Here is a 25,925-nt window from a genome sequence, read left to right as displayed (position 1 = left end):
TAGGCTATAACCAGCAATAAATTATATACGGAGTTGTGCCTAGTTATTTTAATCTATAGATTGTTTTATTTTTTTCTCCTATTTTTTCAAATAAACCTAGTTCAGTTCCTTTTTTTAAATCTCTACTTGCTGTCGCAGAAGAAATATCTTTAAAAATATCCATATAATCTTTTCTTGTAAATTCAGTTTTATTTAAGGAAACATAATATTCTAATCTGTCTTTTTCATTTAGCGTTCGATTATTAAAATCTAATAATTCACTTATTGAAATGTCAATTACGTTTAGCATATATTCAATAAATTTAGTTGAATTTCCAGATTTATCACTCTCAGCCAAGGCTTTATAATATTTTTTTTGGTCGTTGCTAATTAAAGTTTCAAAGGGCAAAAACTCAAAGATTGGATGTTTTTCCATTAAAATTAAAGTTTGCCATAATCGTCCCATTCTGCCATTGCCATCCAAAAATGGATGTATGAATTCCATTTCGTAATGAAAAACACAACTTTTAATTAACTCAATTTCATCAGACTTTTTCAAATATTCAAAGAGGTCTTTCATTAAGTATGGCACATTTTCAAAAGGTGGTGCTAAATGCTCAACTTTAGAACCTTTTACAATTCCGACACTTTGATTTCTATATTTTCCAGAATTTTCAATTAGACCTTCCATTAAGTTTTGATGTGCTTTTAAAAAGGATTTTTCATTAGAAGGCTTGTAATCTTCTAAATTTTCATAGATTTTAATAGCATTTAAAACTTCAAGAACATCTTTTTTAGGACCAATAACTCTTTTGTTTTCAAGAAGTGCTGTTATTTGTTCTTCTGTAAGTGTATTTCCTTCTATTTTTAAAGAAGAATGAATAGTTTTGATTCTATTCTGTTTTCTCAATTTCGGTGAAGGTCTGTTTAATAAATTAGCATTTACTTCTCCTATTTTCTCAGAAATAGAAGTTATTAATTTTAAAATAGAAGATGTTATTTCGTAAGGTGGTTTCATTTACGATACTATCATTTGATACTATCAAAGATACAATCATTTAGCCTTATTTATGTAATAATACGGAATTTTTAATTGGGCACAACGATTTTGTATATGATGCGTTGCGTGGTTTAGGCACTGAATTTAGCAAATAAAAACCAGAATAGACACGAGCAAAGCGAACTGGCGTTAGCAATTTCGTAAGTAGGCGAGAACTAGCAATAAATTATATACGGAGTTGGCATTTTGTTGTTTTTTTATATCAAATTATTCATCCTTATTTTCAGACTGTTTCCTAACATTATAACCTGTTAAAAGACTCATAACACCTCCAAAAAAGAAGAAATTCCATAAAAATCTCCAAATTTCAAATTCTTTTCCGTCGTAATAATCAAAACCAGCCATAAGTCCAGCGTAAACAATTCCGCTAACTAATCCGCCTATTATTATTGATTTCGTTTTTTTATTCATAATGTAATTAAATTCTGTTAGCGATATATTCTGCAAACTTGCTAAAATTCCGATTTAATTTATTTGTTTGTTCAGGTTTTCAGTTTCCTTTACTCTTTTTATATATCCAGATTTTTTTCCAATGAAGAATCCTAAAAGAAAAATTCCAACAGGAACTATTAAAACTAAAATTATTTGGAAAGGTCCAATCATTAATGATGTCATATTTTGTCTGTTTAAATTACTCTTTTTTATATTTCTTATGTTCTATTTTCTTTTGCTCTAAAATCGCATAAAATTTTCGCGGCGAGATTTTCAAGTCTTTTGTTATTTCGCTCACTTTTTTCTTTCCTTTTTTATAGAGCTTTAAATTCTCGTTTACTTTTTTGTCAAAGTAGTGTTTTTTTAGTTTATCAATTATTTGAAATTCAGTCAAATTTGAGTCATTCGCATATTTTTCAATTTCGGATTTAATGTTTTTTAAATTACTCATAATTGTGATTTTTAACGGTTCTGCTCAATGAATGCCAACGGTTTTGTGTATGATTTCGTTGCGTGTTTAAGCACTAAAGTTAGCAAATAAATCACAGATAGAATATGCTGTTGAAAATTAAAGTATTAACCTTTAATTTCACATGATGTTGCTCATTATACTTTAGTCGTTAGGATGTCCTTAAAAATATTTTTTCCGAAAATCTAAGGGGGTCATACCTGTTTTAGATTTAAAAAACTTTGAGAAATAAGCATAGTCAGAAAATTGGAGGGTATAGGCTATATTGGCCAAATTGTCTTTAGAATGTACAATCAATCGTTTTGCTTCTAGAATAATTCTTTCAGAAATTAATTGGCTTGTGGTTTTATGGATAGTTTTATTTACAACTCTATTAAGGTGTTTAGTGGTAATGTTTAGTTTGTCTGCATAAAACTTAGGTAGTTTTTCATTGTAAAAATGGATGTTAATTAGGGTTTCTAGCTTTTCGAGGATGTTGGTATAGTGTGGTGAATTGAGTTTTTCTAAATTGGTATTACCTGTATATGCTCTTGTTAATTCGATATAAATATGACTTATTAAATTTACAATTTTCAACTCTCTTAATAGGTTGGTTTGTTGATATTCGGTATAAGCTTCTTGAAAATTAAGCTGTAATTGTTCCCGTTTTTTAGGTGTTAATTCTAGTACAGGTGGATTTTGATACGAATAAAAAAAAGGAAATGTATGAAGCTTGTGTTCTAAAAACTTTAGTTCGTAAAATTCTTGGGAATGAAAAAAAATGATCCCTTCTGGAGGGGTTTCAAATTTCCAGAAATGTGTTTGTCCAGGTTTTAAAAAGAACACTTTTCCAGGTGTTATACGATAAGAATTAAAATCAATTTCGTGGGTTCCCGTACCTTCAGTAAAGAGCACACATAGGTAAAAATTATGACTGTGTGGTTTGTTTATTAAATGCTTATTGAGCTGTATATGATTTGAAAACGAATTGATGTACACGTCATTGAGTGCTGCCGATTCTTTAAACTGACTTATATTGAGGACTGGTATTTTCATAATAAATGTCCTAAAAGTACAAAAAATGGTGTATATACTATATGTGTAAAAACGATTAATGATTTTAATTTTGCTAATGAATAAACACGATGTGATGAGTAAAGTTATAGATACTTTGAATTGTAAATGTCCGAATTGTAAAGACGGCAAGATTTTTAAAGACAGTGGAAATATCTTCTTATTGAAAATTCCTAAAATGAACGATAGATGCCTTGTTTGTGATTATAAATTTGAACGAGAAACGGGTTTTTTCTTTGGGGCTATGTTTGTGAGTTATGCGCTTGCTGTAGCACAAATGATTACTTGTCTTGTGGTGTTTTGGAGTCTTATTGATTTTTCGCCTTTACGCGTTTTCTTCATTATAGTGGCAATGGCATTTTTGTTGAGTACTCTAAATTTTAAATTGTCAAGGTCTATTTGGATCTATTTGTTTTATAAAGCGAAGGCTTGATGTCTGTTTTTAGCGTATATTTTGCTCTAGAATATAGCTACAATTAAAGGTTGAGTTTTTACTGTTTTATTGTGCAAACTAATCTCCAAGAAAAAGGACTTTATCATTTGTCTTTATTAAGCCAAATTGAAAAATAGTCTTTAATGCGTGTATACTACCATGTATATCGCCAATTGCGTAAATTGACATAATTACTTTTGTTTTTATACCGTGTACTCCAACACTTATATGACGTTTGTTTGCTTGTAGTTAAGCATGAAAATGTTAGTAATTTACTTTTGATTTATTTTTTAGCTTATGTTCTATGATAGGATATAGATTGTAAGTTGGATAAATTTCTGTTGTAAAAGCCTTCCATGCCGTTTTTTCAATGGCTAAATTTACAGCAGGTAATTTTGAAGCAGGGAGTTCAAGCACAACCATTTGACCAAGGCCCATAACCACAAACCAGTTAACGACAGAAACCTCTTCAGGCGGTAAATTTTCATAAAAGCCTTGATTGGTTCTTATTGTTTCAATCTCATTTAAGGTCATAGTTTGATTGTGTTTAAGAAAGACTGTTACTAAGAGCTTATCATTTGCTTTTTTAGTACTGAGTTTTTCATTAAGCTCTACTTTTGACTTGTTTTTTAGCTTATGTTCTATGATAGGATACAGGTTGTAGGTTGGAAAAATTTCTGTTGTAAAAGCCTTCCATGCGGTTCTCTCAATAGCCAAATTTACAGCAGATAATTTTGAAGCAGGAAGTTCCAAAATAACTACTTGACCAAGTCCCATAACTACAAACCAGTTAACTACAGCAACACCTTCTGGCGGAAGATTTTCATAAAAGCCTTGTTGGGTTCTTATCTCTTCAATCTCATTTAAGTTCATAGTTTGATCGTGCTTAAGAAAGATTGTTAATAACAACTTATCATTAGCTTTTTCAGAACTCGAATTTTCATCAAGCGATTGTGAGTAACCCGTAAATTGTAAAAAGAATAATACGAGTAATACAGTGTATTTCATATGTTGCAATTTTTATATTTTATGATCAGATTTTAGATTTTATTCTACTCAAAGTTTCTTGTGATATATTAATATAAGACGCTACTATTTTGTTGGGGAGGCGTCTCACAATATTGGGATTTATTTTGAATAATTGTTTGTAGCGTTCTGATGCATCTAGCGTAGTAAATGATAGTAATCTTTTAGAATTATTTACATAGGCTTTTTCTAAATAGATGCTGTAAAAATCTTTCCATTTAGGGACGATTTTCATAAGATGTCTAAAGTCATCGTGCGTGATGTATAAGAGCTCACTGTTTTCAATGACTTGAATTGTTTCTTGTGCAGGTTCATTAGTTATAAAACTAACCAGTTCTGTCGCAAATTGATTTTCAAAGGCAATATAACGTGTAACGTCTTTTCCTTCTTCATCTATATAAAACAGTCTTAGACACCCTTTTTTTACAAAATAACTAACCTGACTATTTTTTCCATTTGAAAGTAAAATGTCGTTTTTACTTTTTTTTATTGTTTTAAAATAAGATAATACAATTTTTAAATCTTCATCTTCAATAGTAATATTCTTTTTTATGAAGTTAGTGAGTTCAATATAGTCTGTCATTTAGTTAAAATCTCTAACAAATTTACGATAATGAATAATATCTTGTATTGATAGGACCATTAAATTATGCGTCTCTGCAAATTCTATAATTGTATCTTTTTTTGCCATGGTACCATCGTCATTCATTAATTCGCAAAGTACAGCTTCGGGTTTTAAGCCGGCCAATTTCATTAGATCTACGCTTCCTTCTGTATGCCCTTTTCTTTCAAGTACACCATTATTTTTGGCTCTTAGCGGAAAGATATGACCTGGTTTTGCTAAATCGCTGCTTTTGGCATTTTCACGGCAAGCCACTTGAATTGTTTTTAATCTGTCTTTAGCCGAAACTCCTGTCGTTACACCTTCTTTTGCTTCTATAGAAATTGTAAAAGGGGTTTGAAAACTACTGGTGTTTTCTTTCACCATATAGGGTAAGTGTAATGCGTCTGCTTTTTCATTTGTTAAGCAAAGACAAACAATACCACTGCATTTTCTAATCATCAATGCCATGTGGTTATTTGTCATGTTATGCGCAGAGAAAATTAAATCTCCTTCATTTTCCCTGTCTTCATCATCCATTAATATTATTCCATTTCCATTTTGAAGATGTTTTAAAGCTTTTTCGATTCGTTCTTTACTGTCGTGACCAAATATTTGTAATGTCTCTAATTCTATAAGTACCATTATTAATTTTTATTATTTCAAATGCAAAACTAATGTGGTCTCAAATCAAATTATTTGATGTAAGTCAATAAATTTATTTAAAAAATAATAACAGGTTTTTGAGTTCTTGTTGTGAATTGAGAATTTAAAGAACACTAGCAATTTGTTATAGGTGTTATTTTTCGGTTAAGCACTGCCTTTAGTTATTTCGAGTAGATTTGGATGTAGCCAAGTCTGCCGTAATTACGGTTATACATTGTTGACTGTAGTGTTTTTTTAATCCCATATGTTTGGTCTATCAATATTCATTGCTCTTAAATACGACAGGAATTGTCCTGCGTGAACAGCTTCGTGATATCCAATTCGTAATAAATATTTTACAAGGATTTTCTTGTCTCCATTTCCAGGGTGAACGATTTCTGTTTCGTTTAATTCCTTATCCGAAAATTGTTGAATGCTTTCTAAAAATGTTTTTCTAAAAGGCTTAGCAAATTCAAGTTCATCTTTTAGGTTTATGAATGGTCGGTTGTTCCAGGGTGTTTTATAATTTGTTATATCGTCTTGATTAATAATAATATTCCAACCATAATCAGCCTCCAAAACGTGTCTTATCATTTCTGATGCACTCATTGCTTTTGCGTCAGGTTTCCAATTATAATATTTCTCAGGTAGGCCATTCCAAAGTTTTATACTTCTTCTCCTTATTTCTATTAAATTTAAAATTATGAGTTCAGATTGGTTCATTTTCTTTTTTTCGAGAATGTAGTTTTAGATCACAGCCTATAGACATTGTTGTGCTTTGACTTCGTCGAATCTTCGATTTCGTTATTTTTTTTCTTTCAGTTCAGATTCAACCAAATTTAATATCTCATTTGAGTAATCTAACATTTTAACATACAAGTTTAATCTATTAGTTTCAACACCTGTTTTCATAGCGAGTGGGTGTAAAATATTTGGATTTTGATATAAATTTGAAATTATTTTATTCTGAAACACACCATCTTCTTTAGCCTTGCTTAAGCCAATAAATTGTCGAGTTCTATGATCTAAAAATAATGTTCCAATGGATTTAAATTCATTATGTAATGTATTTAGTAAATTCATTGATAATGTTTCATCTTCAAATCCTTGATTTATTTCAGATGAAAATAACGCTAATTTTGATTTAAGAGTTTCGCTTTTCAATACATTTAAATTTCCACTTCCAATCATAGCTTCATAAGTACCTAAGATAGGTTCGGCTCTATAATAATTAAAAGCTCCATAGTAGATAAATTTACCAATAGAATCTCTCTTGTATTGTAAATCTTTTCTTTCAAAACATTCAATAAGTGATTTACAATTATCAATAACAAAGGTCTGTTTATCGACGATGTCTGAATATATTTTTTTGTTCTCTGTAAAGTCTTTTTGTAGCGTTTTAAGTATTAATATTTCACTCTTTTCTTCTTTTTGTTTTTCATTCCAATTATTAATATTTAACGCAATTAAAATTCCAATGACGACAAGTACAATTTCTCCAATGGCATATTTAAAATACTTTCCAGTTTTTCCTTCTGAAAGTAAATTTTGTCTAATTTTTCTGAAGAGTTTTATCATTGGTTATTGGTTTCTAGTAATGAAGCGCAACGGTTTTATGTATGATTTCGTTACGTGTTTAAGTAACTAATTTAGCAAATGTTATTGGTTTTTTTTAAACTGTTTAAGATATTCCCAATGTTCTGGATTAACAGTTTTCCAATATTTTTCATAAAAATCTCTTTTCTTTGAATTATTTGATTTAATCATTTTTGAAAAATACGCTATAAGTTTTTGCTTATATCCAGAATGTTCAGTTAGGAGGTCATTATTTTTTTTGTCAAAAACTAAAATAGAAGCATAAGTAGTTTTAGTACTTTCAAGTCCATTAGCAGCTACAATAAATTCAGTTGTGTCATTTGGGAAAAGTTTTACGTTATTCCACACTAATATAGGATGATGACTGCCTTTAGGATAAATTAGCTTATTCCATTTTCCGAATTTGTCATACATTCCTTTTTGAGTATAAAATGAGGAATACACACATTTATATTTTATCTCATTCAATAATATTTTGTTATCATTAACAATTGATTCGAATTTATCTTCTAGGATATATTCATAATCATTTTTTGATGTTGATTTGCATCGCTTTTCGGATATTTTTTGTGTAGATGAGCAAGAAGTCAAAATGAAAGTAATGATTAAAGTAAATGTGAGATTTTTCATAATATTTGCTAACGTTTATGTATATGAGCAGTGGCGTGTTTAAGCACTAAATTTAGCAAATAAATCACAGATAGAAAGTCTGCGAGGACTTTCTAAAGTAGGCTAGAAGCAAGCAATTAATTTTATACGTTGTTATGCTTTGTTTTTATTCTTCCGTAATCAATTGGTTCAGATTATTACTATGGTTGTTCGCAACATAGTCATTCAAATATTCTGATAAACTGTCTATGTCGTTGTATAAACTCAATTTATTTATTCCATAAAAATCAAGTGACATAATAATATTTTCCTTTGCTTCTTTTGAAATAATGATTTTTTTTAATTCTCCTTTTAATTGTTTCTCTAATCCAACAGTAGGTTTGTCAGTAATTGTAAATAGACCTCGTTGATTTATTATTCTTGAAACTAAACCACTAGGAAAAAAAATATTAAAACCTTTAAAATCAAAAGGACTTGTAGTTCGCTCGTCAAACTCTAGAACGTCAGTTAGCTTATAATAATATATTACACCATCACTGTCGTTATTCTCAATACAGGCAAAAAAAGCGGCTACTAAAGGGTTTTTACTCCAATCTAAAAGTCTTGTTGCTAAACCGTGATGTTGAGCAATAGCCAACCAGTCCCATTCTGTTTCTGGATGTTTTGAAAGATGAGATTTAGCATATCTTTTCCAAGAATTAAAAATCTGTCTTTCAGGTAATGTTTTAGTATATTTTTCTGAAAAACCGTTTCTACCTGATTTTGGTATTATTTCCCAATCGACATTCGATTGACCTCTGAAAATTAAATCATTATTCTTTTTTAAAGGCTCAAGTTCCTTAATCAAATCGGTAAAGTTCTTAATTTTCATAGTCTTTCTCTAATAAAGCATAACGTGTTTGTGTATGGTTAGTTGCGTGGTTAAGCAACTAAGTTAACAAACATTTACGAACCCGTGAAAATTCCGCAGGAATTTTCGCAAGTAAGCAACGACCAAAGCAATTAATTATACACGGTGTTACCACACGTTTTTTATTCTAAAATTGGGTCGAAAAAGTCAAGTGAACATTCATTAACAAAGCTAAATTCAGCTCCATCTTCTGGTGTTTTTACAAGACAGACATATCCATATTCCACGAATGTCTGTTCGTTTTCTATTACTACTTTATATTTATAAGTTCCACTATCTAAAGAATCTACATTAACTGGCCAAACATTATCTGGTAATTCATAATTTTCTGATGAATAAATGGTGTTGTCATCCAAGTCAAATATTGTAACAGTAATATTTTGGTATAATGCCATATTTATAAATCCAAAAGTATCGTTAAATGCATCTCCGTTAGGTGTAAATACCGGTCTGATATTTACTTCTCCAGCACTTTGGTCAAGATTATCGATGTTCTGGTTTTCAAATGGGTTTTCTCCACAACAAAGAAAAGTTTCCTGTTCAGGTTGTTCTTCAGACTCATTATCATTGTTACAAGCAACTGTAAATAGAAAAATTAAGACTAGAAANCAACTGTAAATAGAAAAATTAAGACTAGAAATCGAATTGTTTTTGTTTTTAAATTCATATCGTTATTTGGTTCAAATGTGTGGTAACGGTTTCGTATAACCGTCAGTTACGGGTTAAATTAGCGATTANATCGAATTGTTTTTGTTTTTAAATTCATATCGTTATTTGGTTCAAATGTGTGGTAACGGTTTTGTGTATGATTAGTGGCGTATTTAAGCACCTAATTTAGCAAATAAAAACCGAATAGAAAATCCGCGAGGATTTTCGTAAGTAGGCGAGAACAAGCCATTAATTATACACGGTGTTGCCACACGTTTTTTATTTCCAATAACTTATTTTTCTCGTATCAACATAAATTGGAACGAATTCCTTTGAATTATTAAAATGTTCTTTCATTGATACATTTTTTTTAATCCAATTCCCGTTTTTGTCAAATTCATAATCAAATTTCAATTCTCGGTTTAATTTTGAATCCTCGAATTCTTTTGAATTGATAGGATTATATAAAATATCAAATTCAGTTATGTTGTTTTTATGCTTTTTTAAATCGGCTGATATTGTATAAGAAGTTTGTTTAAAAATTTTTCCATCTTTCCATTCCGTTTCGCTTATCATTTCCATCCATTCTGTTTTATATGACGATTCTATTAAATTGTTGTTATTGTCATATTTAAACAGATTTGTTGTCGTTGATTTGTCATTCCCTTTTTCTTTTTGTGTAGAAGATATTATTTTATCATTATCGTCAAAAGTGTATTCTAAATTAACTTCGGTCGTATCATTTCCTTTAATAGAAATTCGTTTTATTTGATAATCATTTTTTCCATAATAAAAAGTTGTTTTATGGTCAATTGTATCATTAACGAAAACACTCAATTCACTTGAGTTTTTGATAGTATCATATTCCGAAGTTTGAATAATATTCGATTCGTTTGATTTGTTAATAGAAACACTTTTTATGAACTCTTGATTTTTGTTATAATCAATAACATTGGTTTGTGTAAGTTCTCCATAATTATCGAAGTATTCTACTTTTTTCAATTCTCCAAAATCGGTGTATTCTTCTATTTTGTTCAGAACAGGTTTATCTTCATTTTCTGTGTTCTGAAAAGTTGTTTTGTAATATTCAATTTTTTTAACTTTTCCATACAGATTGTTTCCTTGTAAAGCGTTTTTCGAATCTGAATAAATTGGCTGTAAATCAGTTCTCAATTCCGTTTTGTTTTGGCAGTTAAATAAAATAATTGACATTAAAGTCAGTAAGTAAATTTTTCTCAATGTTCTTATTTTCAAATGTGTGGCAACGTGTTATATAAACGTAATCATACCGTTTATCCCTTTTGATATTCCGGATAAGATGCGTTTTAACATGGTATTATAAGTTTATAAAATTAGGGAATAGTTTAGATATTTATATACGTGACTTTACGTATTTTTATAAAAATGAGGTGTTTAAGTGTTTTTAAGTAGCAATTTAGGTTACTGTCTTAAGCTTTGTTTGTGTGGTGCTTACTTTTTGTAATTCATGTGCTTGTTAAGATGCTGTATAAATCTCGTTAGCTTTTCTGTATTCTGAAGGACGTTTACCCATAACCTTGCTAAAGGTATTACTAAATGTAGGCATGCTATTATAGCCAACCATATTTGCTATTTGAGATATGCTATAATCTGAATTCATTAAATATTCTAAAGATTTAAATATTCTTAATTGTGTATAGTATTTTATAAAAGACATGTTTAAGTCTTTTTTAAAAAGACGGTATAACGATTTGTCTGTCATACTAAAACTTGAAGCCAATTTGGGCAATAGGTGTTCCTGGTCTATTTTATCAGACATATATTTGGTAATGCTTATTAATCGGCTATCTGTAGGATGTGGAAGTTCTAAATGTAGTGCTTGTGAGACACTCTGTTCTAAAAGTGTTTTAAAAGCATATACAATTGGGTATTTGTTTGTTTGAGTTTTGATGATGTCCCCATTCCAATTTTTAGTAAATAATAACAATTCCATGAGCAGGTTGTTAATATGATAAATACCTTCTTTTTTGTAAAAGTCTGATGTCTGCGATGGCATTGGGAAATACAAGTTTCTCATAATTACTTTGGGAGAACTAGGGTAGATGGCGTGTTTTGTACCGGCCGGAATCCACATATAATGCCTTGCTGGTAAATAATACATTCTGGTATTGGTCTTAACATGGACTACGCCACCTTCGGTATATAAAAACTGTCCTTTATCATGACTGTGATGTTCAATAAATAAATCATTCATGGTTGTATGGTAACAAAATATGCTTTTAGGGTTTTTGTCGACCTCTGTTAAATAATATTTATTGTTCATTATATAGGTAGCATTTGTGATGAATGCACTAAATTAATAATACAATGTCTTTTTTTAATAAAAAGACACTAAAAATCTTATATAAATTGCCAAAGTATTTTATTGAAAGCCCAATTGGTGGTTCAATTTTAATCAAATACGAGATTTTTTTATCCCACAATTTATAAAAGACTCACATTATGCAAAGAATACATTACACCCCTTATTTAGATAAAATACAGACAACGGAACAAGCTGCTTTATTAATTAATAATAACGATGTTTTAGGTGTTAGTGGTTTTACAAAAGCAGGGGATAGCAAGGCTGTTTTGCCTATGGTTGCAGAAAGGGCGCTTTATGAGGGGTTAAAAGTAACGGTGTTAAGTGGTGCATCTTTAGGCTATGATACAGATGCCAATTTAGCAAGAAATGGTGCCTTAGTTAAACGAATGCCATTTCAAGCAGATCCTACTTTAAGAACTGCTATTAATAAGCATGAGGTTCTGTACGTAGATCAGCACTTGGGACAAACTGCAGATATGCTGCAAAAAATAGATACATTTAAAATTGATGTCGCTATTGTTGAAGCCGTTTCCGTTACGGCAGAAGGTTTTATTGTACCAACAACGTCTGTAGGTAATTCTCCTATATTTTTAGAAAAAGCAGATAAGATTATTATTGAAATTAACACCAGTTTTCCTGAGAGCTTTTTAGGGCTGCACGATATAAAAGTATTAAAAAAACAACCTCATAGAGGTATTATTCCTATTCTAAAATCGGATACTAGAATTGGTGACCCATTTATTAGAATAGATCCTAGCAAAGTGGTTGCTATTGTATATACCGAAAAGCCAGATTCGCCTGCTGTGATTTCAGATCCGGATGAAAAAACGAAAGCCATATCCAATCATATTCTTGATTTTTTAGGTAAAGAAGTTGATGAAGGCCGATTAACAGAGTCGCTTTTACCATTACAAGCAGGTATTGGAAAAACGGCAAATGCTATTTTATCGGGTTTTACTAAAAGCCGATTTAAAAATTTGACCATGTATTCTGAAGTGCTTCAAGATAGTACTTTTGATCTTTTTGATGCTGGGAAATTAGAATTTGCGTCGGCATCATCTATAACGGTCACAAAAAAATGCGCGGATAACATATTTAAAGATTTTGAAAAATATAAAAGCAAATTAGTCTTACGGCCACAGAATATTAGTAATGCTGCTGAAGTTATTAGTCGTTTAGGGATTATTGGAATTAATACCGCTATAGAATTTGATATCTACGGCAATGTAAATTCTACGCATATTACAGGAACAAAAATGATGAATGGTATTGGTGGCTCTGGTGATTTTGCTAGAAATGGCTACCTGAGTATTTTTGCTTGTCCTTCTACGTCTAAAGGTGGTTCTATTTCGCATATTGTCCCAATGGTATCTCATACCGATCATACGGAGCATGATGTAGATGTTTTGGTTACAGAACAAGGTTTGGCAGATGTAAGAGGTTTAGCTCCAGTAGAACGAGCGCGACTCATTATTAATAATTGTGTACATCCAGATTATAGAGCACAATTGTTGGCTTATTTTGATAAAGCTTATAGTTTGGGCGGACAAACACCGCACATTCTTAAAGAAGCTTTTAGTTGGCATACCCAGCTTAAGACACAAGGTACAATGCACATGAATGACTATTCTAGTTGTGATGTTTAATTAGGGAGAGAAATAGGGTAGAGGCAGGTTCTTTACCCTTTTTTTTATTCTAAATTAGAAGTGTTTAGTAACTTGTTGTACGGTTATAAAGTGGTGTCGTCATTGATTTCAATCCAATAGCCATTGGGATCTTGAAAGTAAACCTGCTTAATTCCGTCTTTTCGTATATAATCTTTGTTTGGTGTATTTAGCCAATCAGAGTATTCGATTTTTAAATCTTCTAGATGCTTAATAAATGCATCTATATTAGATGTTGCTAAAGCAAAGTGCACAGCTTTATTAATTTTTATTTCAGAATTTGGACGAGGAATTAGATGAAGTTGTTTTCCATCACTAAGAGATAGCCATCTTGTTTTAGAGTTTGAAGCTGTATTCTCAATTTCTTTAAGTTGAAGTACCTTTTGATAAAATTCAATAGACGTGTTGACGTCCTTTACAGCAAGTGCTATATGATTAAAGGAAAAAGTATGCATTTGTTTAGAGCTTAAGATAATTTAAAGAAATAGTTAAGGGTGGTGTATGTACAACGTTTGTATTAGATTATTAAAAACGATACCCAATTCTTAAATGTAAGTTAACAGCAACATCGCTTTCATTTACTAAAATGACATGATCTTCTTTAAAGTAATGAATATAACCTATTCCAATTCCCGTTTCATAGGTGAAATGACTACCAAGATTTCTTCTTAGTCCCCAAGTTGGGATGATAGAAATATCACTTATAAAATTAATATTGCTTTCGTTAGAGATTATAAACCAATCAGGATGATATGTCGTTTTTATGGAAATGAAATTACCGCTATTTCCATCTATTCGTCTCGATTTTTCTTCTCTTTTGTTTAAATTGTAATACCAACGCGGTTCTAATGTTATTGTAGGTGTGAGTATAAATCCATCAATATCATTAGCATCACTTCCATATATTCCTGTGTCAAGTCCAAGTTCACTTCTTAAAACGAATTGATTTGATAGTTTTGATTCATTATGCACCCAAATTCCTAAAATTCCCGTTTGGATTCCGTAAGTCGATTGTTCTACACTTGCATTTTGTGATTTTGCTATTAAAGTCAGTCCGCAGAAAGTTAAGGTCATTAAAAATCTTTTCATTTTGTGTAGGATTAGTGGCGTGTTTAGGTAACTAATTTAGCAAATAAAATGCAGAAAGAAAGCCTGAGGGAATTTTTATAGTTAAATGTAATTGCTTTTAAATGCTATTGTAAGCATATTATTTATTAAAAACATATTTTATTCCTGTGGCATAAGAAATAGGATACGTGTTTTCATAATCGCTTTCTGTATATTCAATGGATTCAAATTCTAACCAATTATAATTAGCTTCTTCAATTAGATTAATTAGTTTAGAGCATTGCTCTCGGTCATTAGTTGTTGAAAACGAAAAGTGAAGTTTTTTATTTAATGCCTTTTTAGGGATATCATTTTTTTTAATTAAACTTATAATAGCAGCTGTATATTTTGGTGATGGATCTGTAACAATAAAATGATTAAATCCAGTACTGTTTTGGTTTTTGGCAAAAAGAGCCATAAGGACTATGCCAGACTCACTACCTCTTCCTATTAATGTTTTAGAAGTGTTTTTAGTAAATCTATTTTCAACATAAGCTGCCATATTTTCAAAAATTTCATAATGCTCTTGAAATGTTTCTGGTTCTGCATTAAAATCAGGAATGTTTTCTAAACTAACAACCAATGCGTCAAATCCCTGAATTTTATTTACACCATTAATTACCATTTCAAATTCGTCTGTGGCAAGTTTAAAATGCTGCTCTGCAAAATCTATTAAATAGATAACGGGTAGATTTTTGTTGGTTTTATAAGCGTCTGGTAAAAATATTTTTCCTTTTGTTTGTCTTCCATTTGATGGAAAGGTAAAAGTTTTAATCTTTGAGAATGTTTCAGTATGATGAGTTTTGGTAATAACTCTTTCGGAATTTAAAGCCATAACAACTCCAAATGTTATGGCTAAGGATAGTATTCCAAACTTTATTTCTGTAGTCATAATTCTTTATATTGTTGGTTAGTAGTTAGTTGCAAGTTACGGATTTTGTTGTGAAGAGTTGTTTTTATATGTGATATAACCGTTTTATATATAGAGAGTTACGTGATATAGAGAGTTATGTGGGTAAGTAACTAAATGGCACTAAAAGCGGTTTACTTTGAGTAAACTATATTTTTATATATGTATTTTCTAATTAAACACTTAACTTGTAAGAGGTTTAATTTACTAGCGCATGAACATCTATATTGCCATTATATTACAATTTTCACTAATAGCTTCTAGCATTCTTATTTTATTTAAATTTAGGAAGACATTAGGCTTAGCACCTCTTTATCTTTTCTTGGGAGCTATTCAATATTTACAATCTCTTTCTGGTACAAGAATAAGTTTAACCGTTTTTGATGATTTAACGGTTTACTCTGGATCTGTAATTATTTTTAGTTCAATTCTGTTCGCTGTCTTGTTGATTTATATAAAAGAAGGCACTACGAGTGCAAGAGTGCTTATATTAGGAATGATTATTTCAAACTTTCTGCTATTAGTTCTATACAGTGTTACTTATGACCCCAAACTTAATTCACAAGCTGTAAATGATGTAGAATCACCGTCGTTTTTCATGTTAAATTATAAGTACTTTGCTATTGGGAAAATTTTATTGCTCCTAGATTTTATTTGGATGGTTGTGATTTATCAATTTTTAATTTCAAAAATTAAAAAGTTACCCTTCTTTCTCGTGCTTTTTACATCCTTAGTAATAGTCTTATTTTTTGACGCTATTTTATTCAATTTAATATTTAATTATGGTGAAGACGATTTTAATCAATTATTATTAGGTCAAATTTTAGGAAAGTCTATTGCGGCTTTAATTTTATCCGTTATTCTTTATGCTTATTTAAAATTTATAGATGCTGATGGTTATAAGGCAACTTTTATTGCCAGTCAAGATCGCGATGTGTTTTCTATATTACAATACAAAAAAAAGTATTTAGATTTAAAGGTTGAAAAATATGAATCTGAAGAAAAATTAACCACTCAATTAGAAAATTCTTTAAATAATATCTCAGATGGTTTTATAGCACTAGATACCAATTGGTGTTACACGTATGTCAATAAAAAAGCCGCAGGTCTTTTAGGTAAATCTATAGAAGACTTAATAGGCAAACATATTTGGACAGAATTTCCAGAAGGTGAAGGGTTGTCTTTTTATAAGGCTTACCATGAGGCTGTTGAAACTCAAAAAACCATATATTTTGAAGATTATTACGAACCATTAGACAAATGGTTTGAAAATAGAATATACCCTTCATCAGATGGTCTTACAATATATTTTACAGACATTTCAGAAATAAAGAAAGCAGACGCAAATAACTTAATGCTGCGTTCTTTAATAGAAACTAGTGACGAATTTATTGGGTTAGCTACTTTAGATGGTAAACCTATTTACCTAAATACTAATGGTCGAAAATTAGTAGGCTTAAATACCAATTTAGAAAACATAGATTCAATTACAGATTTTTTTCCTCAAGCTTATAAAGACGTCATCATAAATGAGCACTTACCTTATATTAATAAGAATAACAAATGGAATGGAGAAACACATTTAAAGAATTTTAAAACAGGAGATTTAATCCCTATTGAAAAGTCCGGGTTTTTAATAAAAGATCCAGGCACAAATAACCCCATAGCATTGGGTATTGTGGCAAAAGATATTACACAACGTAAAGAAGCAGAGGAACAACTAAAAAATAGTGAGCAATTATTTAGGCGTTTATCTGCCAATGCACCAACTGCAATTTATCAGGCAAATAAAGATGGTACATGTAGTTATGTTAATGAAGAATGGTTAAAGTATTCTGGTCAAACTTATGAAGAAGCCTTAGGTGTTGGTTGGACAAACGCTATTCACCCAGAGGATAAAGATCATGTTATAGAATCGTGGCAAGAATCTATAACAACAGGTAAAAAGTTTCTTATAGATTTTAGATTACTTAACAAAAAAGGAGAAGTGCTTTGGATTTCGGCTAAAACCGTTGGCTTGTACGATACTAAAAAAGAACTGTATGGTTACATAGGTATTCTTATAGATATTACAGAACGAAAAATAGCCGAAGAAGAACTGATAAAGAGTCAAAAGTATTTAGAAAATATTTTAAATAATATTGGTGATCCTGTATTTGTTAAAGATGAGTATAGCCATATACTGTTGGCGAATGATGCTTTTTGTAAGCTAGTAGATCTTCCTAAAGAGGATGTTATAGGTAAAACTCTCGCTGAAAATGTGTTGCCTTCTGAACGCGATGAAGCCTTTAAGATTGATAAGCAAGTTATTGATTCTGGTATAGATAATATTAATGAGGAGACAATGACTCTTAGTAACAAAGAAACTCGTATTATATCCACGAAAAAGACACGATTTGTAGATAGTAGTGGTACTAAGTTTTTAATTGGAGTGATTCGAGATATTACGGAACGCAAGAAAGCTGAAATAGAATTAGAAAACTATAAGAATAATCTCGAAAAGTTAGTAGAAATAAGAACGTCTGAATTGGAAAAAGAAAAAGTAAAAGCACAATCCGCAGATTTAATGAAATCAGCTTTTTTGGCTACCATGTCGCATGAATTAAGAACACCAATGAATTCAATAATAGGTTTTACCGGTATTTTATTAAAAGAATTAGCAGGACCATTGAATGACGAGCAAAAAAAGCAGCTCTCTATGGTGAAGAATAGTGGTGAGCATTTGTTAGGGTTAATTAATGATGTGCTAGATATTTCTAAAATTGAAGCTGGAAAGTTAAAAGTATTCTATTATGCTTTTGATTATTTGGCATCTTTAGAAAGAACGATTGAGTTTTTATTACCACAAGCCTTGGCCAAAGGGCTTAAAATGCGTACTGAAATTACCGAAATGGATATTACAATTATGAGCGACGAACGACGGATTGAACAGGTGTTGTTGAATTTGCTTTCTAATGCTATAAAATTTTCTAAAAAGGGAACTATCCTTGTTAAAGTAAACGTAAAAGATGATTTTGTAATTACCCAAGTGATAGATCAAGGTATTGGAATACAAAAGGAGGATCTTGTAAAATTATTTATGCCTTTTATTCAGCTCGAAGTTGGCTTAAGTCGAAACCATGAAGGAACAGGCCTTGGCTTAGCTATTTGTAAAAACCTAATTGAAAAATTAGGAGGTACTATTGCTGTAACTAGCGAATTTGGGAAAGGAAGTAATTTTACATTTAAATTACCATTAGAAAATTCTGACACAAAATAAATTGGTAATAAATTAAATGAAACAGTTAAATGTAATATATTTCAGTCCTTTAAGCTATTAACTGCAATATTTATTTACACAAAAGCATGAGTCTATCTATTTTAATAATTGAAGATAACCAACAAAACATGTACATGTTATCTTATTTACTTGAAAATAAAAAATATACTGTTTTAAAGGCGTATAATGGAGTTGATGGTTTAAAACTAGCAGATGAAAACCATCCGGAAATTATTTTGTTAGATATTCAATTACCAGATATGGATGGTTATGAAATATGTGCTAAACTTAGGCATAACGGTTTGCCTAAAAATACAACTATAATCGCTGTGACATCTTACGCTATGGGTGGAGATAGAGAAAAGGCAATTGAGGCTGGTGCAGATGGCTATATAGAAAAACCAATTAATCCAGACACTTTTGTAAGTCAAATGGAAAGTATTCATAATACCAAATAGTGGATATGAAAAAAATACTTATAGTTGATGATACATTTGAAAATCTTTATTTCCTTAAGGTAATACTAGAAGAGGAGGGGTACCAGGTTATTGAGGCAAAAGATGGAAAAGAAGGCATAGAAAAATTAGAGTACAATTATAAGAATGGTAATAAAATTGACCTTATAATTTCTGATATTTTAATGCCAGTCATGGATGGTTATATGTTTTGTCAAGAGTGCAAAAAAAATAAAAACTTTTATAGTATCCCTTTTGTTTTTTATACCTCTACTTACACAGAAAAACCAGATGAAGATTTTGCTTTAAAACTGGGAGCTGTTCACTTTTTAAGAAAGCCTTCAGATCAAGATAAAATATTAAAAGTAGTAAAGGGTGTTTTAAATGAGGCTGCACCAAAATTACAGCCTTTAAAAAGAAAGAAATATTCAGAACAAGAGGTTTTAGAACTTTATAGTAAACGACTTATAAGTAAGTTAGAACAAAAAAAGGACGATCTCGAAAAAGAAGTATTAGAGCGTAAAAAAGCAGAGCAATTATTAATTCATAAGAATGAAATCTTAGATTTAATAGCTGTAAATACACCTATTGATAAGATCTTTACTCGCCTACTTTTAAATTACGAATCTGTTCATAAAAACTATTTTGGTTCCTTAAGTTTAATGGACGAAGACTTAGAACACCTTAATCTTGTGGCAGCTCCTTCTATACCTAAGTCATATAATTCAGCGATTAAAAAAATTAAAATAGGAGAGTTTGCGGGCTCTTGTGGTACAGCTGCATTTACAAAGAAACCTGTTATAGTTTCAGATATTAGTAAAGATAAGTTATGGGCAGATTATAAGGATATTGCTTTAAAGCATAATTTAAAATCATGTTGGTCATTACCTGTTTTGTCAAAAAACAATAAAGTTTTAGGGACTTTTGCAATTTATAGTAAAGCTATAAATACACCATCGTTAGAAGATATTCGTGAACTTAAATTAACCCTTAGTTTAATTCATATAGTAATTGAAAAATATAAGATTGTAGCAGAAATAAAAAAGAAAGATGAATCTTATAGATCATTGATAGATCAGGCCAATGATGCTATTATAGTGCATTCTTTAGAAGGTACAATATATGATTTTAATAAAGCTTCATATGTTAGTTTAGGATATACAAGAGACGAGTTTTTAAAATTAAAAATTCAAGATTTTATGGTTGGCGAGGTCGTTCAGAACTTAGACAAGCATGAGAAATTATTAAAAGGAGAAGCCATCGTTTTTCCTAGAAAGTTTATAAAAAAGGATAACTCTATAATTGAAGTAGAGATATCTTCAAAACTTCAAAAAGATGGTAAAATATTAGGTATTGCGCGTGATGTTACAGAGCGTAAAAGAGCAGAAGAGAAACTCAAAGAAGGCGAATATCATTTAAGGCAATCCCAGGCAGTCGCAAAAATAGGATCCTATGTTGTAGATATAAATACGGGATTTTGGAAAGGGTCTGAAGTGCTAAATGAAATTTTAGGTATAGATGAGTCTTATGTTAAAACAGTTGAAAGTTGGAATAGCCTTATTCATTCAGCAGAAAGAGAAGAACTGCTGCGTTATTTTGAATATTGCGTAGCAAACAAAGAACGATTTAGTAAAGAGTATAGGGTTGTAAAATATAATTCTAATGAAGAAATTTGGGTACATGGTATTGGTGAATTAATTTTTGATGATAAAAAAAATCCAATCAAATTAATTGGAACCATACAAAATATTACCGATCGTAAACAGGCCGAAATAAAACTTCAAGAAAGCGAATATAGTTTAAGGCAATCACAAGTAGTTGCGAATATTGGGTCGTATGTCTTAGACTTAAATACCAGAACATGGCAATCATCTCAAGTATTGAATAGTGTCTTTGGTATCACTGAATCCTACGTAAAGACAATAGAAAGTTGGGGAGAACTCATTCATCCAGATGAGAAAGAAGCAATGCTTAGTTATCTAGAAAATGGTATTGTTAATAATGCAAAATTTAATAAAGAGTACCGCGTTTTAAAACCAGACACAAAAAAAGAAATTTGGGTACATGGTATAGGAGAATGGATTTTTGATAATGATGGAAAAGCCATAAAGCTGATTGGTACAATGCAGGATATTACCAGTCGTAAACAATCAGAAATAAAACTTCAAGAAAGTGAATACAATTTGAGGCAGTCTCAAATTGTAGCTAATATCGGATCTTATACTCTTGATTTAGAGGCGCGAACATGGGGAAGTTCTGAGGTGTTAGATCAAATTTTAGGCATAGATGAGTCCTATGAGAAGTCGGTAGATAGCTTAATGAGTTTTATTCATCCAGATCACAAAGAAAAAGTAAAAAAGGATTATGAATACTGTGTTAATAACAGAAAAAAAATTGACATAGAATATAAGATTATAAAAGCAGATTCTAAAGAAGAAGTTTGGGTACATGTTATCGGGAATTTAATGTTTGATAGTGATTCTAATCCTGTAAAAGTGATTGGAACGACACAGAATATCACAGAGCGAAAACATAATGAATTAGAGCTGAAAATGGCTAATGAGTTTTCGTACAACCTTTTAAAATCAATGAATGAAGGGTTGTTTGCTATAAATTTAGATTCTGAGATTATTAGCGTTAATCCTTCGTTTTGTAAAATGACGGGTTTTACAGAAGAAGAATTAATTGGCATTAAACGCCCATATCCTTTTTCGCCACCAGAGTTAAAAGAAGAAAATGATAAACGTTACCAATTATTATTAGAAGATAAAAGCAAAAGGGATTATGAAAATATATATATGCGCAAAAATGGGGAGCGTTTTCCTGTGCATGTATTGGTTTCAAGTACATATGACGAGAATGGTGTAAAAACGTCAAATTTTGCCACCATTGAAGATATTACAGAACGTAGAAAAACTGAAAAAAACCTTCAACTAGCAAAAGAATTTAACGACAATCTTATGATGTCTATGCAAGAAGGGCTTATTATAGTCACGCTGCAAGGTGAAATTATAATGGTTAATAATTCAACTTGTGCTATTCTGGGGTATTCTAAAGAGGAGTTAATAGGGCTTAATTTACCTTACCCATTTGCAAAGAAGGAAGACTTTAATCGAATAATAGAAGTAAACAAGAAAATTGCAAAAGGTGAAGCACCAAAGTTTCAGTTTGAGTTTATAAGAAAAAGTGGGGAAGAATTTACAGCGTCTTTTTTAACGGGAAATATTAAAAATGACAAAGGAGAAGTTATCGCTTTATTTGGCACTTTAAAAGATATATCTGAAGAAGAAAAGGCTAAAAAAGTTTTGGAGAATAATGCCCAAAAATCATTAGAACGAAAAAATGTTATTATTGAGTTGGCAAGCCTCGTTGGTACAAATTATAAAGAAGCGTTAAATAAAATTACGGCACTATCAGCAAAAACGTTAAATATTGAAAGGGTAAGTATTTTAAAATTTAACAATGGGAATTCAGAAATGATTTGCGAAAAATTGTACAATCAAAAAAAGGATACTTACGAAAGTGGTGAGGTCTATAGTAGAAAAGGAAATGATAGATTTTTTGAAGCACTAATAAAGAATGAAATAGTTGCCGCCTCAGATGCTTTAAATCATGAACTTTCAGAAGGGTTTATAGATTACTTGGCGACACTAAACATTAAGTCTAAATTAAGTATTCCAATTCAAGGAATAAATGAAGTGTATGGCATCTTGTGTTTTGAACAAGTAGATGTATTACATGAATGGAGTACAGACGAAGAAGAGTTTGCTACTTCTATTGCTAATTTAGTGTCTTTAATGATTCAGAGCACAGAACGTAAATTGGCAGAAAAGGCTTCGGCTATAGCAAATCATCAACTTACATTAGCTAATGAAGAGCTTAATAAACTTAGGGATCAGTTAGAGCAAGAAAATGTATACTTAAGAAACGAGTTAGATCTGGTGTTTAACTACGAGGAAATGGTGTATGGAAGTGCAGAGTTTAGCAATGTATTAACTGAAATAGAAAAAGTAGCGCCTACAAATGCAACAGTATTATTGCTTGGAGAGTCTGGAACAGGAAAAGAATTATTAGCAAGGGCCATTCATAATATTAGTGCCAGAAATAATAAACCTTTAATTAAGGTGAATTGCTCAGCCATACCAAGAGAGCTTTTAGAGAGTGAATTATTTGGGCATAAAAAAGGATCGTTTACAGGAGCGTTTAATGATAAAATAGGAAAGTTTGAATTAGCGCACAATGGTACTCTGTTTTTAGATGAAATAGGAGAGTTGCCTCTAGATATGCAACCAAAAATTCTGAGGTTTTTACAAGAAGGAGAAATTGAGGTTGTTGGTGGTGCTGGTACAAAAAAGTTAGACGTAAGGGTTGTGGCGGCAACTAATCGAGATTTAAAAGAAGAAATTGCAAAAAAACGTTTTAGAGAGGATTTGTTTTTTAGACTTAATGTGTTTCCAATTAATGTGCCTGCACTTCGTAAACGAAAAGACGATATACCTTTGTTAGTAGAGCATTTTGTAGATAAGTTTAATAAAGATTATGGTAAATCTATTAAATATATTGCTGATGAATCTATGAGTAAACTTAGGCTTTATGATTGGCCTGGTAATATTAGAGAGTTAGAAAATCTAATTGAACGTGCAACGATTTTATCTACAGAAGAAACGCTGTTTATTCCAGGGTTTGAATCATCTAGTCAAACGGTGAATCCAATCAATAAAAAAGACTTATCATTAGATGTTGCTCAACGTAATCATATTCTTCATGTATTAGAGCAATGTAAATGGAAAATAAGTGGGCCAGATGGCGCTTCTAACTTATTGCAAATCAAGCCTAGTACATTGCGAGACAGAATGAAAAAGCTAGATATAAAAAAGCCTTAATAAAAACGGTATTCCGTTAATTTGTAAAAAAATAAAAAAATAAGTCGCGGTATTCCGTGACTTTTTTAATACGTTTATTTTTAGTGTTGTGATTTTAATTATCTAACAATCAATTGTTTAAGTGTTATTTTGTTAGGGTGCTTTTGTTTTGGCATATCAATTGGTATTGCAATTCAAAACAAATATTATGAGAGATGTAATTCAATATGACGGCATTAAACTTTGGGTAGATAATGATGTAATTCGCTGTAAATTAAGTCCTGCTTTTTTTAAAACGTATGACAAGACAAGAACAGAAGAGGCATTGTATAATGCTATTTCTACTTTGTATGATAGAGAGTATAAGCCACTTCTATTAGATTTAAAACAATTAAATAGTTCTGATTCGATAGAGATATTTATACTCATCTCAAATAGTGTTTCAATAAACACCTTAGTACTTTCTAGAGTGTTTTTAGTGCGTTCTACTAGTTTAAAAATTCTATTAGCAATAAACAATATTACAGGTAATAAGGTTGTCCCTAATAAAATACACACAGATTTTAATGTTGCGCTAGCATACTGCCAAAACAATTATCAGATTTTTAATAGAGTTAGTTAAGAGTAAATAGTATGTGTAAAATTATTGGATTTAATAATGCTGTGTTCTGGACAGATGAAACAGGAATTCTTTACTGTGAGTTTAGTAATAATGATCCAAATTTTAAATTAGAATTAAATAATGTTAAGCTATACATTAAAGCTATTACAAAATTGTGCGATGGCAAACCAATGCCATTTCTCATAGATTTAAAAGATACTTGTGGTACTTTTTCTGTGTCTGCAGCTAAATTAATGGCTCATAATCCTGAGTTAATTAAATTAAGAATTTCAGAGTCTTATGTTATTAATACATTTGGAATGAAATTATTGTTGTCTTTTTATAAACGTTTGTATGATAGAGTTACTCCGTTTGCCATTTTTACCGATTTAGAATCAGCTAAAGCATATTGTTTAGAAAGAAAAGATAAGTTTTATAAAGGTACTGCGCATAATTTATCAATAAATAGACATGGAGTGTAATTCGTTTTTAAGTGTTAACTCTGTGACTATTATTTGTTTCTAGCAATAATGTCAAACTTAATTAATCCTCCGTCTATACTAGCCCTTTTTAAAAGACCATTTTTGTAATAATAATTGTTTTCTCGCTCTTTGGAATTCACTTTCTTGTAGGCATGATTTCCTAACGCTATTATGGTGTTAAAATTTCCAGTCTGTTCAGAATAACAGCGATCTACGTGCTTTGGCTCTGTAAAGTATAGCAGAACTGTTGCATAATATATAGGATCTTTTACAGTTTCTTTATCCTTTTCATTTTTTAAAACCTGGTAGCCCGTTTCACTCTTTTTAGTAAACGTTTTGGCATGTGGCTTATCATTTATAGTGATATCTACGTTAGATGTTTTTAACATATTACCATTAAAAGTAACATTGTACTCGTGGTTTACATTAATTTTTTTTATAATTCGAGTTTCAATAGTTGTAGAACTTTGGTAATAGGTTAGTGAATCATTACTTGTTTTAGTGGCTTTTAGGCTGCCAATTGTTTTATTGTTGTACACAATGTCAAAGTAAAGAGTTTCTTCGCTTGTAGAATTGGTTTGAGATGCAATGGTGTTATTAATAGTTAAACATAGTAGCAAAAGCACCATGGTTTTGATCTGATTCATGATAAATTAATTTTGATTGATTATTTCAAAATTTGAAAATAATAAGCCTTAAAAGGATTTCATATTTATGTGATTTTTTAAAATTAAATTCTTCTCATTTTCTCTGTAACTGTATTCGTTTTTATAAATAATT

General features: G+C 30.5%; 27 protein-coding genes. 7 read left to right on the top strand and 20 right to left on the bottom strand.

The genetic code is table 11. The features are described 5' to 3' along the window. Positions 1–43 precede the first annotated feature (43 nt). From ABD730_RS04145 to ABD730_RS04125, 5 genes are all read right to left on the bottom strand, one after another. A complete protein-coding gene (locus tag ABD730_RS04145; RefSeq protein WP_334466830.1) occupies positions 44–997 on the bottom strand; it encodes a Fic family protein in 954 nt (317 codons plus the stop codon). A gap of 249 nt (positions 998–1,246) precedes the next feature. Further along, positions 1,247–1,450, bottom strand: a complete 204-nt coding sequence (locus tag ABD730_RS04140; RefSeq protein ID WP_344712797.1) for a hypothetical protein — start codon at positions 1,448–1,450, stop codon at positions 1,247–1,249. Positions 1,451–1,504: 54 nt separating this feature from the next. Then, positions 1,505–1,654, bottom strand: a complete 150-nt coding sequence (locus tag ABD730_RS04135) for a hypothetical protein (protein WP_334466822.1) — start codon at positions 1,652–1,654, stop codon at positions 1,505–1,507. Between the two features lie 16 nt (positions 1,655–1,670). After that, positions 1,671–1,922, bottom strand: coding sequence for a hypothetical protein (locus ABD730_RS04130; protein ID WP_344712794.1), 252 nt, complete (start codon positions 1,920–1,922; stop codon positions 1,671–1,673). 180 nt (positions 1,923–2,102) lie between these two features. Further along, positions 2,103–2,975, bottom strand: a complete 873-nt coding sequence (locus tag ABD730_RS04125; RefSeq protein ID WP_344712792.1) for an AraC family transcriptional regulator — start codon at positions 2,973–2,975, stop codon at positions 2,103–2,105. Between the two features lie 76 nt (positions 2,976–3,051). On the opposite strand from ABD730_RS04125, the gene ABD730_RS04120 reads away from it, so the two are divergent. Continuing rightward, positions 3,052–3,426 carry a DUF983 domain-containing protein gene (locus tag ABD730_RS04120; protein WP_344712790.1) on the top strand — a complete coding sequence of 125 codons (375 nt, stop codon included), beginning with the start codon at positions 3,052–3,054 and terminating at the stop codon, positions 3,424–3,426. A gap of 78 nt (positions 3,427–3,504) precedes the next feature. On the opposite strand, the gene ABD730_RS17475 is transcribed toward ABD730_RS04120, so the two are convergent. The 11 genes from ABD730_RS17475 to ABD730_RS04070 all read right to left on the bottom strand — a co-directional run bounded on the left by ABD730_RS17475 (position 3,505) and on the right by ABD730_RS04070 (position 11,763). Then, a complete protein-coding gene (locus tag ABD730_RS17475) occupies positions 3,505–3,615 on the bottom strand; it encodes a metallophosphoesterase (protein ID WP_418637627.1) in 111 nt (36 codons plus the stop codon). Between the two features lie 75 nt (positions 3,616–3,690). After that, on the bottom strand, positions 3,691–4,434 hold the full coding sequence (locus tag ABD730_RS04115; protein ID WP_344712788.1) for a hypothetical protein: 744 nt from the start codon (positions 4,432–4,434) through the stop codon (positions 3,691–3,693). A gap of 25 nt (positions 4,435–4,459) precedes the next feature. Next, entirely contained in the window at positions 4,460–5,035 is a 576-nt protein-coding gene (locus ABD730_RS04110; RefSeq protein ID WP_215924599.1) for a Crp/Fnr family transcriptional regulator, read from the bottom strand. Beyond that, positions 5,036–5,698 carry a 3,4-dihydroxy-2-butanone-4-phosphate synthase gene (gene ribB / locus ABD730_RS04105; protein ID WP_344712783.1) on the bottom strand — a complete coding sequence of 221 codons (663 nt, stop codon included), beginning with the start codon at positions 5,696–5,698 and terminating at the stop codon, positions 5,036–5,038. A gap of 255 nt (positions 5,699–5,953) precedes the next feature. Then, the gene (locus tag ABD730_RS04100; RefSeq protein WP_344712781.1) at positions 5,954–6,421 is read right to left on the bottom strand and encodes a DinB family protein; all 468 of its coding nucleotides are present in this window, start codon (positions 6,419–6,421) and stop codon (positions 5,954–5,956) included. Between the two features lie 81 nt (positions 6,422–6,502). Further along, the gene (locus ABD730_RS04095) at positions 6,503–7,276 is read right to left on the bottom strand and encodes a DUF6090 family protein (RefSeq protein ID WP_344712779.1); all 774 of its coding nucleotides are present in this window, start codon (positions 7,274–7,276) and stop codon (positions 6,503–6,505) included. Positions 7,277–7,357: 81 nt separating this feature from the next. Next, entirely contained in the window at positions 7,358–7,924 is a 567-nt protein-coding gene (locus ABD730_RS04090; protein ID WP_334466799.1) for a hypothetical protein, read from the bottom strand. A 145-nt stretch (positions 7,925–8,069) separates the two neighbouring features. Further along, complete coding sequence (locus ABD730_RS04085; RefSeq protein WP_334466797.1) at positions 8,070–8,774, bottom strand: FRG domain-containing protein; 705 nt, start codon at positions 8,772–8,774, stop codon at positions 8,070–8,072. A 161-nt stretch (positions 8,775–8,935) separates the two neighbouring features. Further along, positions 8,936–9,268, bottom strand: a complete 333-nt coding sequence (locus ABD730_RS04080; protein ID WP_344712831.1) for a T9SS type B sorting domain-containing protein — start codon at positions 9,266–9,268, stop codon at positions 8,936–8,938. A gap of 472 nt (positions 9,269–9,740) precedes the next feature. Next, positions 9,741–10,673, bottom strand: a complete 933-nt coding sequence (locus tag ABD730_RS04075; RefSeq protein WP_344712776.1) for a hypothetical protein — start codon at positions 10,671–10,673, stop codon at positions 9,741–9,743. Between the two features lie 283 nt (positions 10,674–10,956). Further along, the gene (locus ABD730_RS04070) at positions 10,957–11,763 is read right to left on the bottom strand and encodes an AraC family transcriptional regulator (RefSeq protein ID WP_334466792.1); all 807 of its coding nucleotides are present in this window, start codon (positions 11,761–11,763) and stop codon (positions 10,957–10,959) included. A gap of 179 nt (positions 11,764–11,942) precedes the next feature. Between ABD730_RS04070 and scpC the strand changes: the two genes are divergently transcribed. Next, the gene (gene scpC, locus ABD730_RS04065) at positions 11,943–13,451 is read left to right on the top strand and encodes a succinyl-CoA:acetate CoA-transferase ScpC (protein ID WP_334466789.1); all 1,509 of its coding nucleotides are present in this window, start codon (positions 11,943–11,945) and stop codon (positions 13,449–13,451) included. A gap of 83 nt (positions 13,452–13,534) precedes the next feature. On the opposite strand, the gene ABD730_RS04060 is transcribed toward scpC, so the two are convergent. The 3 genes from ABD730_RS04060 to ABD730_RS04050 form a co-directional block, all read right to left on the bottom strand. Further along, positions 13,535–13,924 carry a VOC family protein gene (locus ABD730_RS04060; protein ID WP_334466786.1) on the bottom strand — a complete coding sequence of 130 codons (390 nt, stop codon included), beginning with the start codon at positions 13,922–13,924 and terminating at the stop codon, positions 13,535–13,537. 70 nt (positions 13,925–13,994) lie between these two features. Continuing rightward, entirely contained in the window at positions 13,995–14,558 is a 564-nt protein-coding gene (locus ABD730_RS04055; protein WP_344712773.1) for a hypothetical protein, read from the bottom strand. Positions 14,559–14,676: 118 nt separating this feature from the next. Continuing rightward, positions 14,677–15,468: a hypothetical protein gene (locus tag ABD730_RS04050; RefSeq protein ID WP_344712771.1), complete on the bottom strand. Its 792-nt coding sequence runs from the start codon at positions 15,466–15,468 to the stop codon at positions 14,677–14,679. Positions 15,469–15,700: 232 nt separating this feature from the next. Between ABD730_RS04050 and ABD730_RS04045 the strand changes: the two genes are divergently transcribed. The 5 genes from ABD730_RS04045 (at position 15,701) to ABD730_RS04025 (ending at position 25,145) form a co-directional block, all read left to right on the top strand. Next, positions 15,701–18,745, top strand: a complete 3,045-nt coding sequence (locus ABD730_RS04045) for a PAS domain S-box protein (RefSeq protein WP_344712769.1) — start codon at positions 15,701–15,703, stop codon at positions 18,743–18,745. A gap of 86 nt (positions 18,746–18,831) precedes the next feature. After that, on the top strand, positions 18,832–19,203 hold the full coding sequence (locus ABD730_RS04040; protein ID WP_334466773.1) for a response regulator: 372 nt from the start codon (positions 18,832–18,834) through the stop codon (positions 19,201–19,203). Positions 19,204–19,208: 5 nt separating this feature from the next. Then, on the top strand, positions 19,209–24,083 hold the full coding sequence (locus ABD730_RS04035; protein WP_344712765.1) for a PAS domain S-box protein: 4,875 nt from the start codon (positions 19,209–19,211) through the stop codon (positions 24,081–24,083). 187 nt (positions 24,084–24,270) lie between these two features. Continuing rightward, positions 24,271–24,684, top strand: coding sequence for a hypothetical protein (locus tag ABD730_RS04030; RefSeq protein ID WP_334466767.1), 414 nt, complete (start codon positions 24,271–24,273; stop codon positions 24,682–24,684). A gap of 11 nt (positions 24,685–24,695) precedes the next feature. Beyond that, positions 24,696–25,145 (top strand): DUF7793 family protein, encoded by a 450-nt coding sequence (locus tag ABD730_RS04025; protein ID WP_215925082.1) that lies wholly within the window; start codon positions 24,696–24,698, stop codon positions 25,143–25,145. A gap of 29 nt (positions 25,146–25,174) precedes the next feature. Here ABD730_RS04025 and ABD730_RS04020 read toward each other — a convergent pair whose 3' ends face one another. Next, positions 25,175–25,792, bottom strand: a complete 618-nt coding sequence (locus ABD730_RS04020; RefSeq protein WP_344712761.1) for a DUF6134 family protein — start codon at positions 25,790–25,792, stop codon at positions 25,175–25,177. Positions 25,793–25,925: the final 133 nt, after the last annotated feature.

The sequence above is a fragment of the Winogradskyella damuponensis genome (assembly GCF_039538385.1).
Taxonomy (GTDB): Bacteria; Bacteroidota; Bacteroidia; order Flavobacteriales; family Flavobacteriaceae; genus Winogradskyella; species Winogradskyella damuponensis.
This window is presented reverse-complemented; position numbering and strand designations above follow the sequence as displayed.

Excerpts from the sequence above, each read along its gene's own strand:
- ABD730_RS04145 (WP_334466830.1), bottom strand. The coding sequence starts at position 997 with ATGAAACCACCTTACGAAATAACATCTTCTATTTTAAAATTAATAACT.
- ABD730_RS04140 (WP_344712797.1), bottom strand. The coding sequence starts at position 1,450 with ATGAATAAAAAAACGAAATCAATAATAATAGGCGGATTAGTTAGCGGA.
- ABD730_RS04135 (WP_334466822.1), bottom strand. The coding sequence starts at position 1,654 with ATGACATCATTAATGATTGGACCTTTCCAAATAATTTTAGTTTTAATA.
- ABD730_RS04130 (WP_344712794.1), bottom strand. The coding sequence starts at position 1,922 with ATGAGTAATTTAAAAAACATTAAATCCGAAATTGAAAAATATGCGAAT.
- ABD730_RS04125 (WP_344712792.1), bottom strand. The coding sequence starts at position 2,975 with ATGAAAATACCAGTCCTCAATATAAGTCAGTTTAAAGAATCGGCAGCA.
- ABD730_RS04120 (WP_344712790.1), top strand. The coding sequence starts at position 3,052 with ATGAATAAACACGATGTGATGAGTAAAGTTATAGATACTTTGAATTGT.
- ABD730_RS17475 (WP_418637627.1), bottom strand. The coding sequence starts at position 3,615 with ATGTCAATTTACGCAATTGGCGATATACATGGTAGTATACACGCATTA.
- ABD730_RS04115 (WP_344712788.1), bottom strand. The coding sequence starts at position 4,434 with ATGAAATACACTGTATTACTCGTATTATTCTTTTTACAATTTACGGGT.
- ABD730_RS04110 (WP_215924599.1), bottom strand. The coding sequence starts at position 5,035 with ATGACAGACTATATTGAACTCACTAACTTCATAAAAAAGAATATTACT.
- ribB (WP_344712783.1), bottom strand. The coding sequence starts at position 5,698 with ATGGTACTTATAGAATTAGAGACATTACAAATATTTGGTCACGACAGT.
- ABD730_RS04100 (WP_344712781.1), bottom strand. The coding sequence starts at position 6,421 with ATGAACCAATCTGAACTCATAATTTTAAATTTAATAGAAATAAGGAGA.
- ABD730_RS04095 (WP_344712779.1), bottom strand. The coding sequence starts at position 7,276 with ATGATAAAACTCTTCAGAAAAATTAGACAAAATTTACTTTCAGAAGGA.
- ABD730_RS04090 (WP_334466799.1), bottom strand. The coding sequence starts at position 7,924 with ATGAAAAATCTCACATTTACTTTAATCATTACTTTCATTTTGACTTCT.
- ABD730_RS04085 (WP_334466797.1), bottom strand. The coding sequence starts at position 8,774 with ATGAAAATTAAGAACTTTACCGATTTGATTAAGGAACTTGAGCCTTTA.
- ABD730_RS04075 (WP_344712776.1), bottom strand. The coding sequence starts at position 10,673 with ATGTCAATTATTTTATTTAACTGCCAAAACAAAACGGAATTGAGAACT.
- ABD730_RS04070 (WP_334466792.1), bottom strand. The coding sequence starts at position 11,763 with ATGAACAATAAATATTATTTAACAGAGGTCGACAAAAACCCTAAAAGC.
- scpC (WP_334466789.1), top strand. The coding sequence starts at position 11,943 with ATGCAAAGAATACATTACACCCCTTATTTAGATAAAATACAGACAACG.
- ABD730_RS04060 (WP_334466786.1), bottom strand. The coding sequence starts at position 13,924 with ATGCATACTTTTTCCTTTAATCATATAGCACTTGCTGTAAAGGACGTC.
- ABD730_RS04055 (WP_344712773.1), bottom strand. The coding sequence starts at position 14,558 with ATGAAAAGATTTTTAATGACCTTAACTTTCTGCGGACTGACTTTAATA.
- ABD730_RS04050 (WP_344712771.1), bottom strand. The coding sequence starts at position 15,468 with ATGACTACAGAAATAAAGTTTGGAATACTATCCTTAGCCATAACATTT.
- ABD730_RS04045 (WP_344712769.1), top strand. The coding sequence starts at position 15,701 with ATGAACATCTATATTGCCATTATATTACAATTTTCACTAATAGCTTCT.
- ABD730_RS04040 (WP_334466773.1), top strand. The coding sequence starts at position 18,832 with ATGAGTCTATCTATTTTAATAATTGAAGATAACCAACAAAACATGTAC.
- ABD730_RS04035 (WP_344712765.1), top strand. The coding sequence starts at position 19,209 with ATGAAAAAAATACTTATAGTTGATGATACATTTGAAAATCTTTATTTC.
- ABD730_RS04030 (WP_334466767.1), top strand. The coding sequence starts at position 24,271 with ATGAGAGATGTAATTCAATATGACGGCATTAAACTTTGGGTAGATAAT.
- ABD730_RS04025 (WP_215925082.1), top strand. The coding sequence starts at position 24,696 with ATGTGTAAAATTATTGGATTTAATAATGCTGTGTTCTGGACAGATGAA.
- ABD730_RS04020 (WP_344712761.1), bottom strand. The coding sequence starts at position 25,792 with ATGAATCAGATCAAAACCATGGTGCTTTTGCTACTATGTTTAACTATT.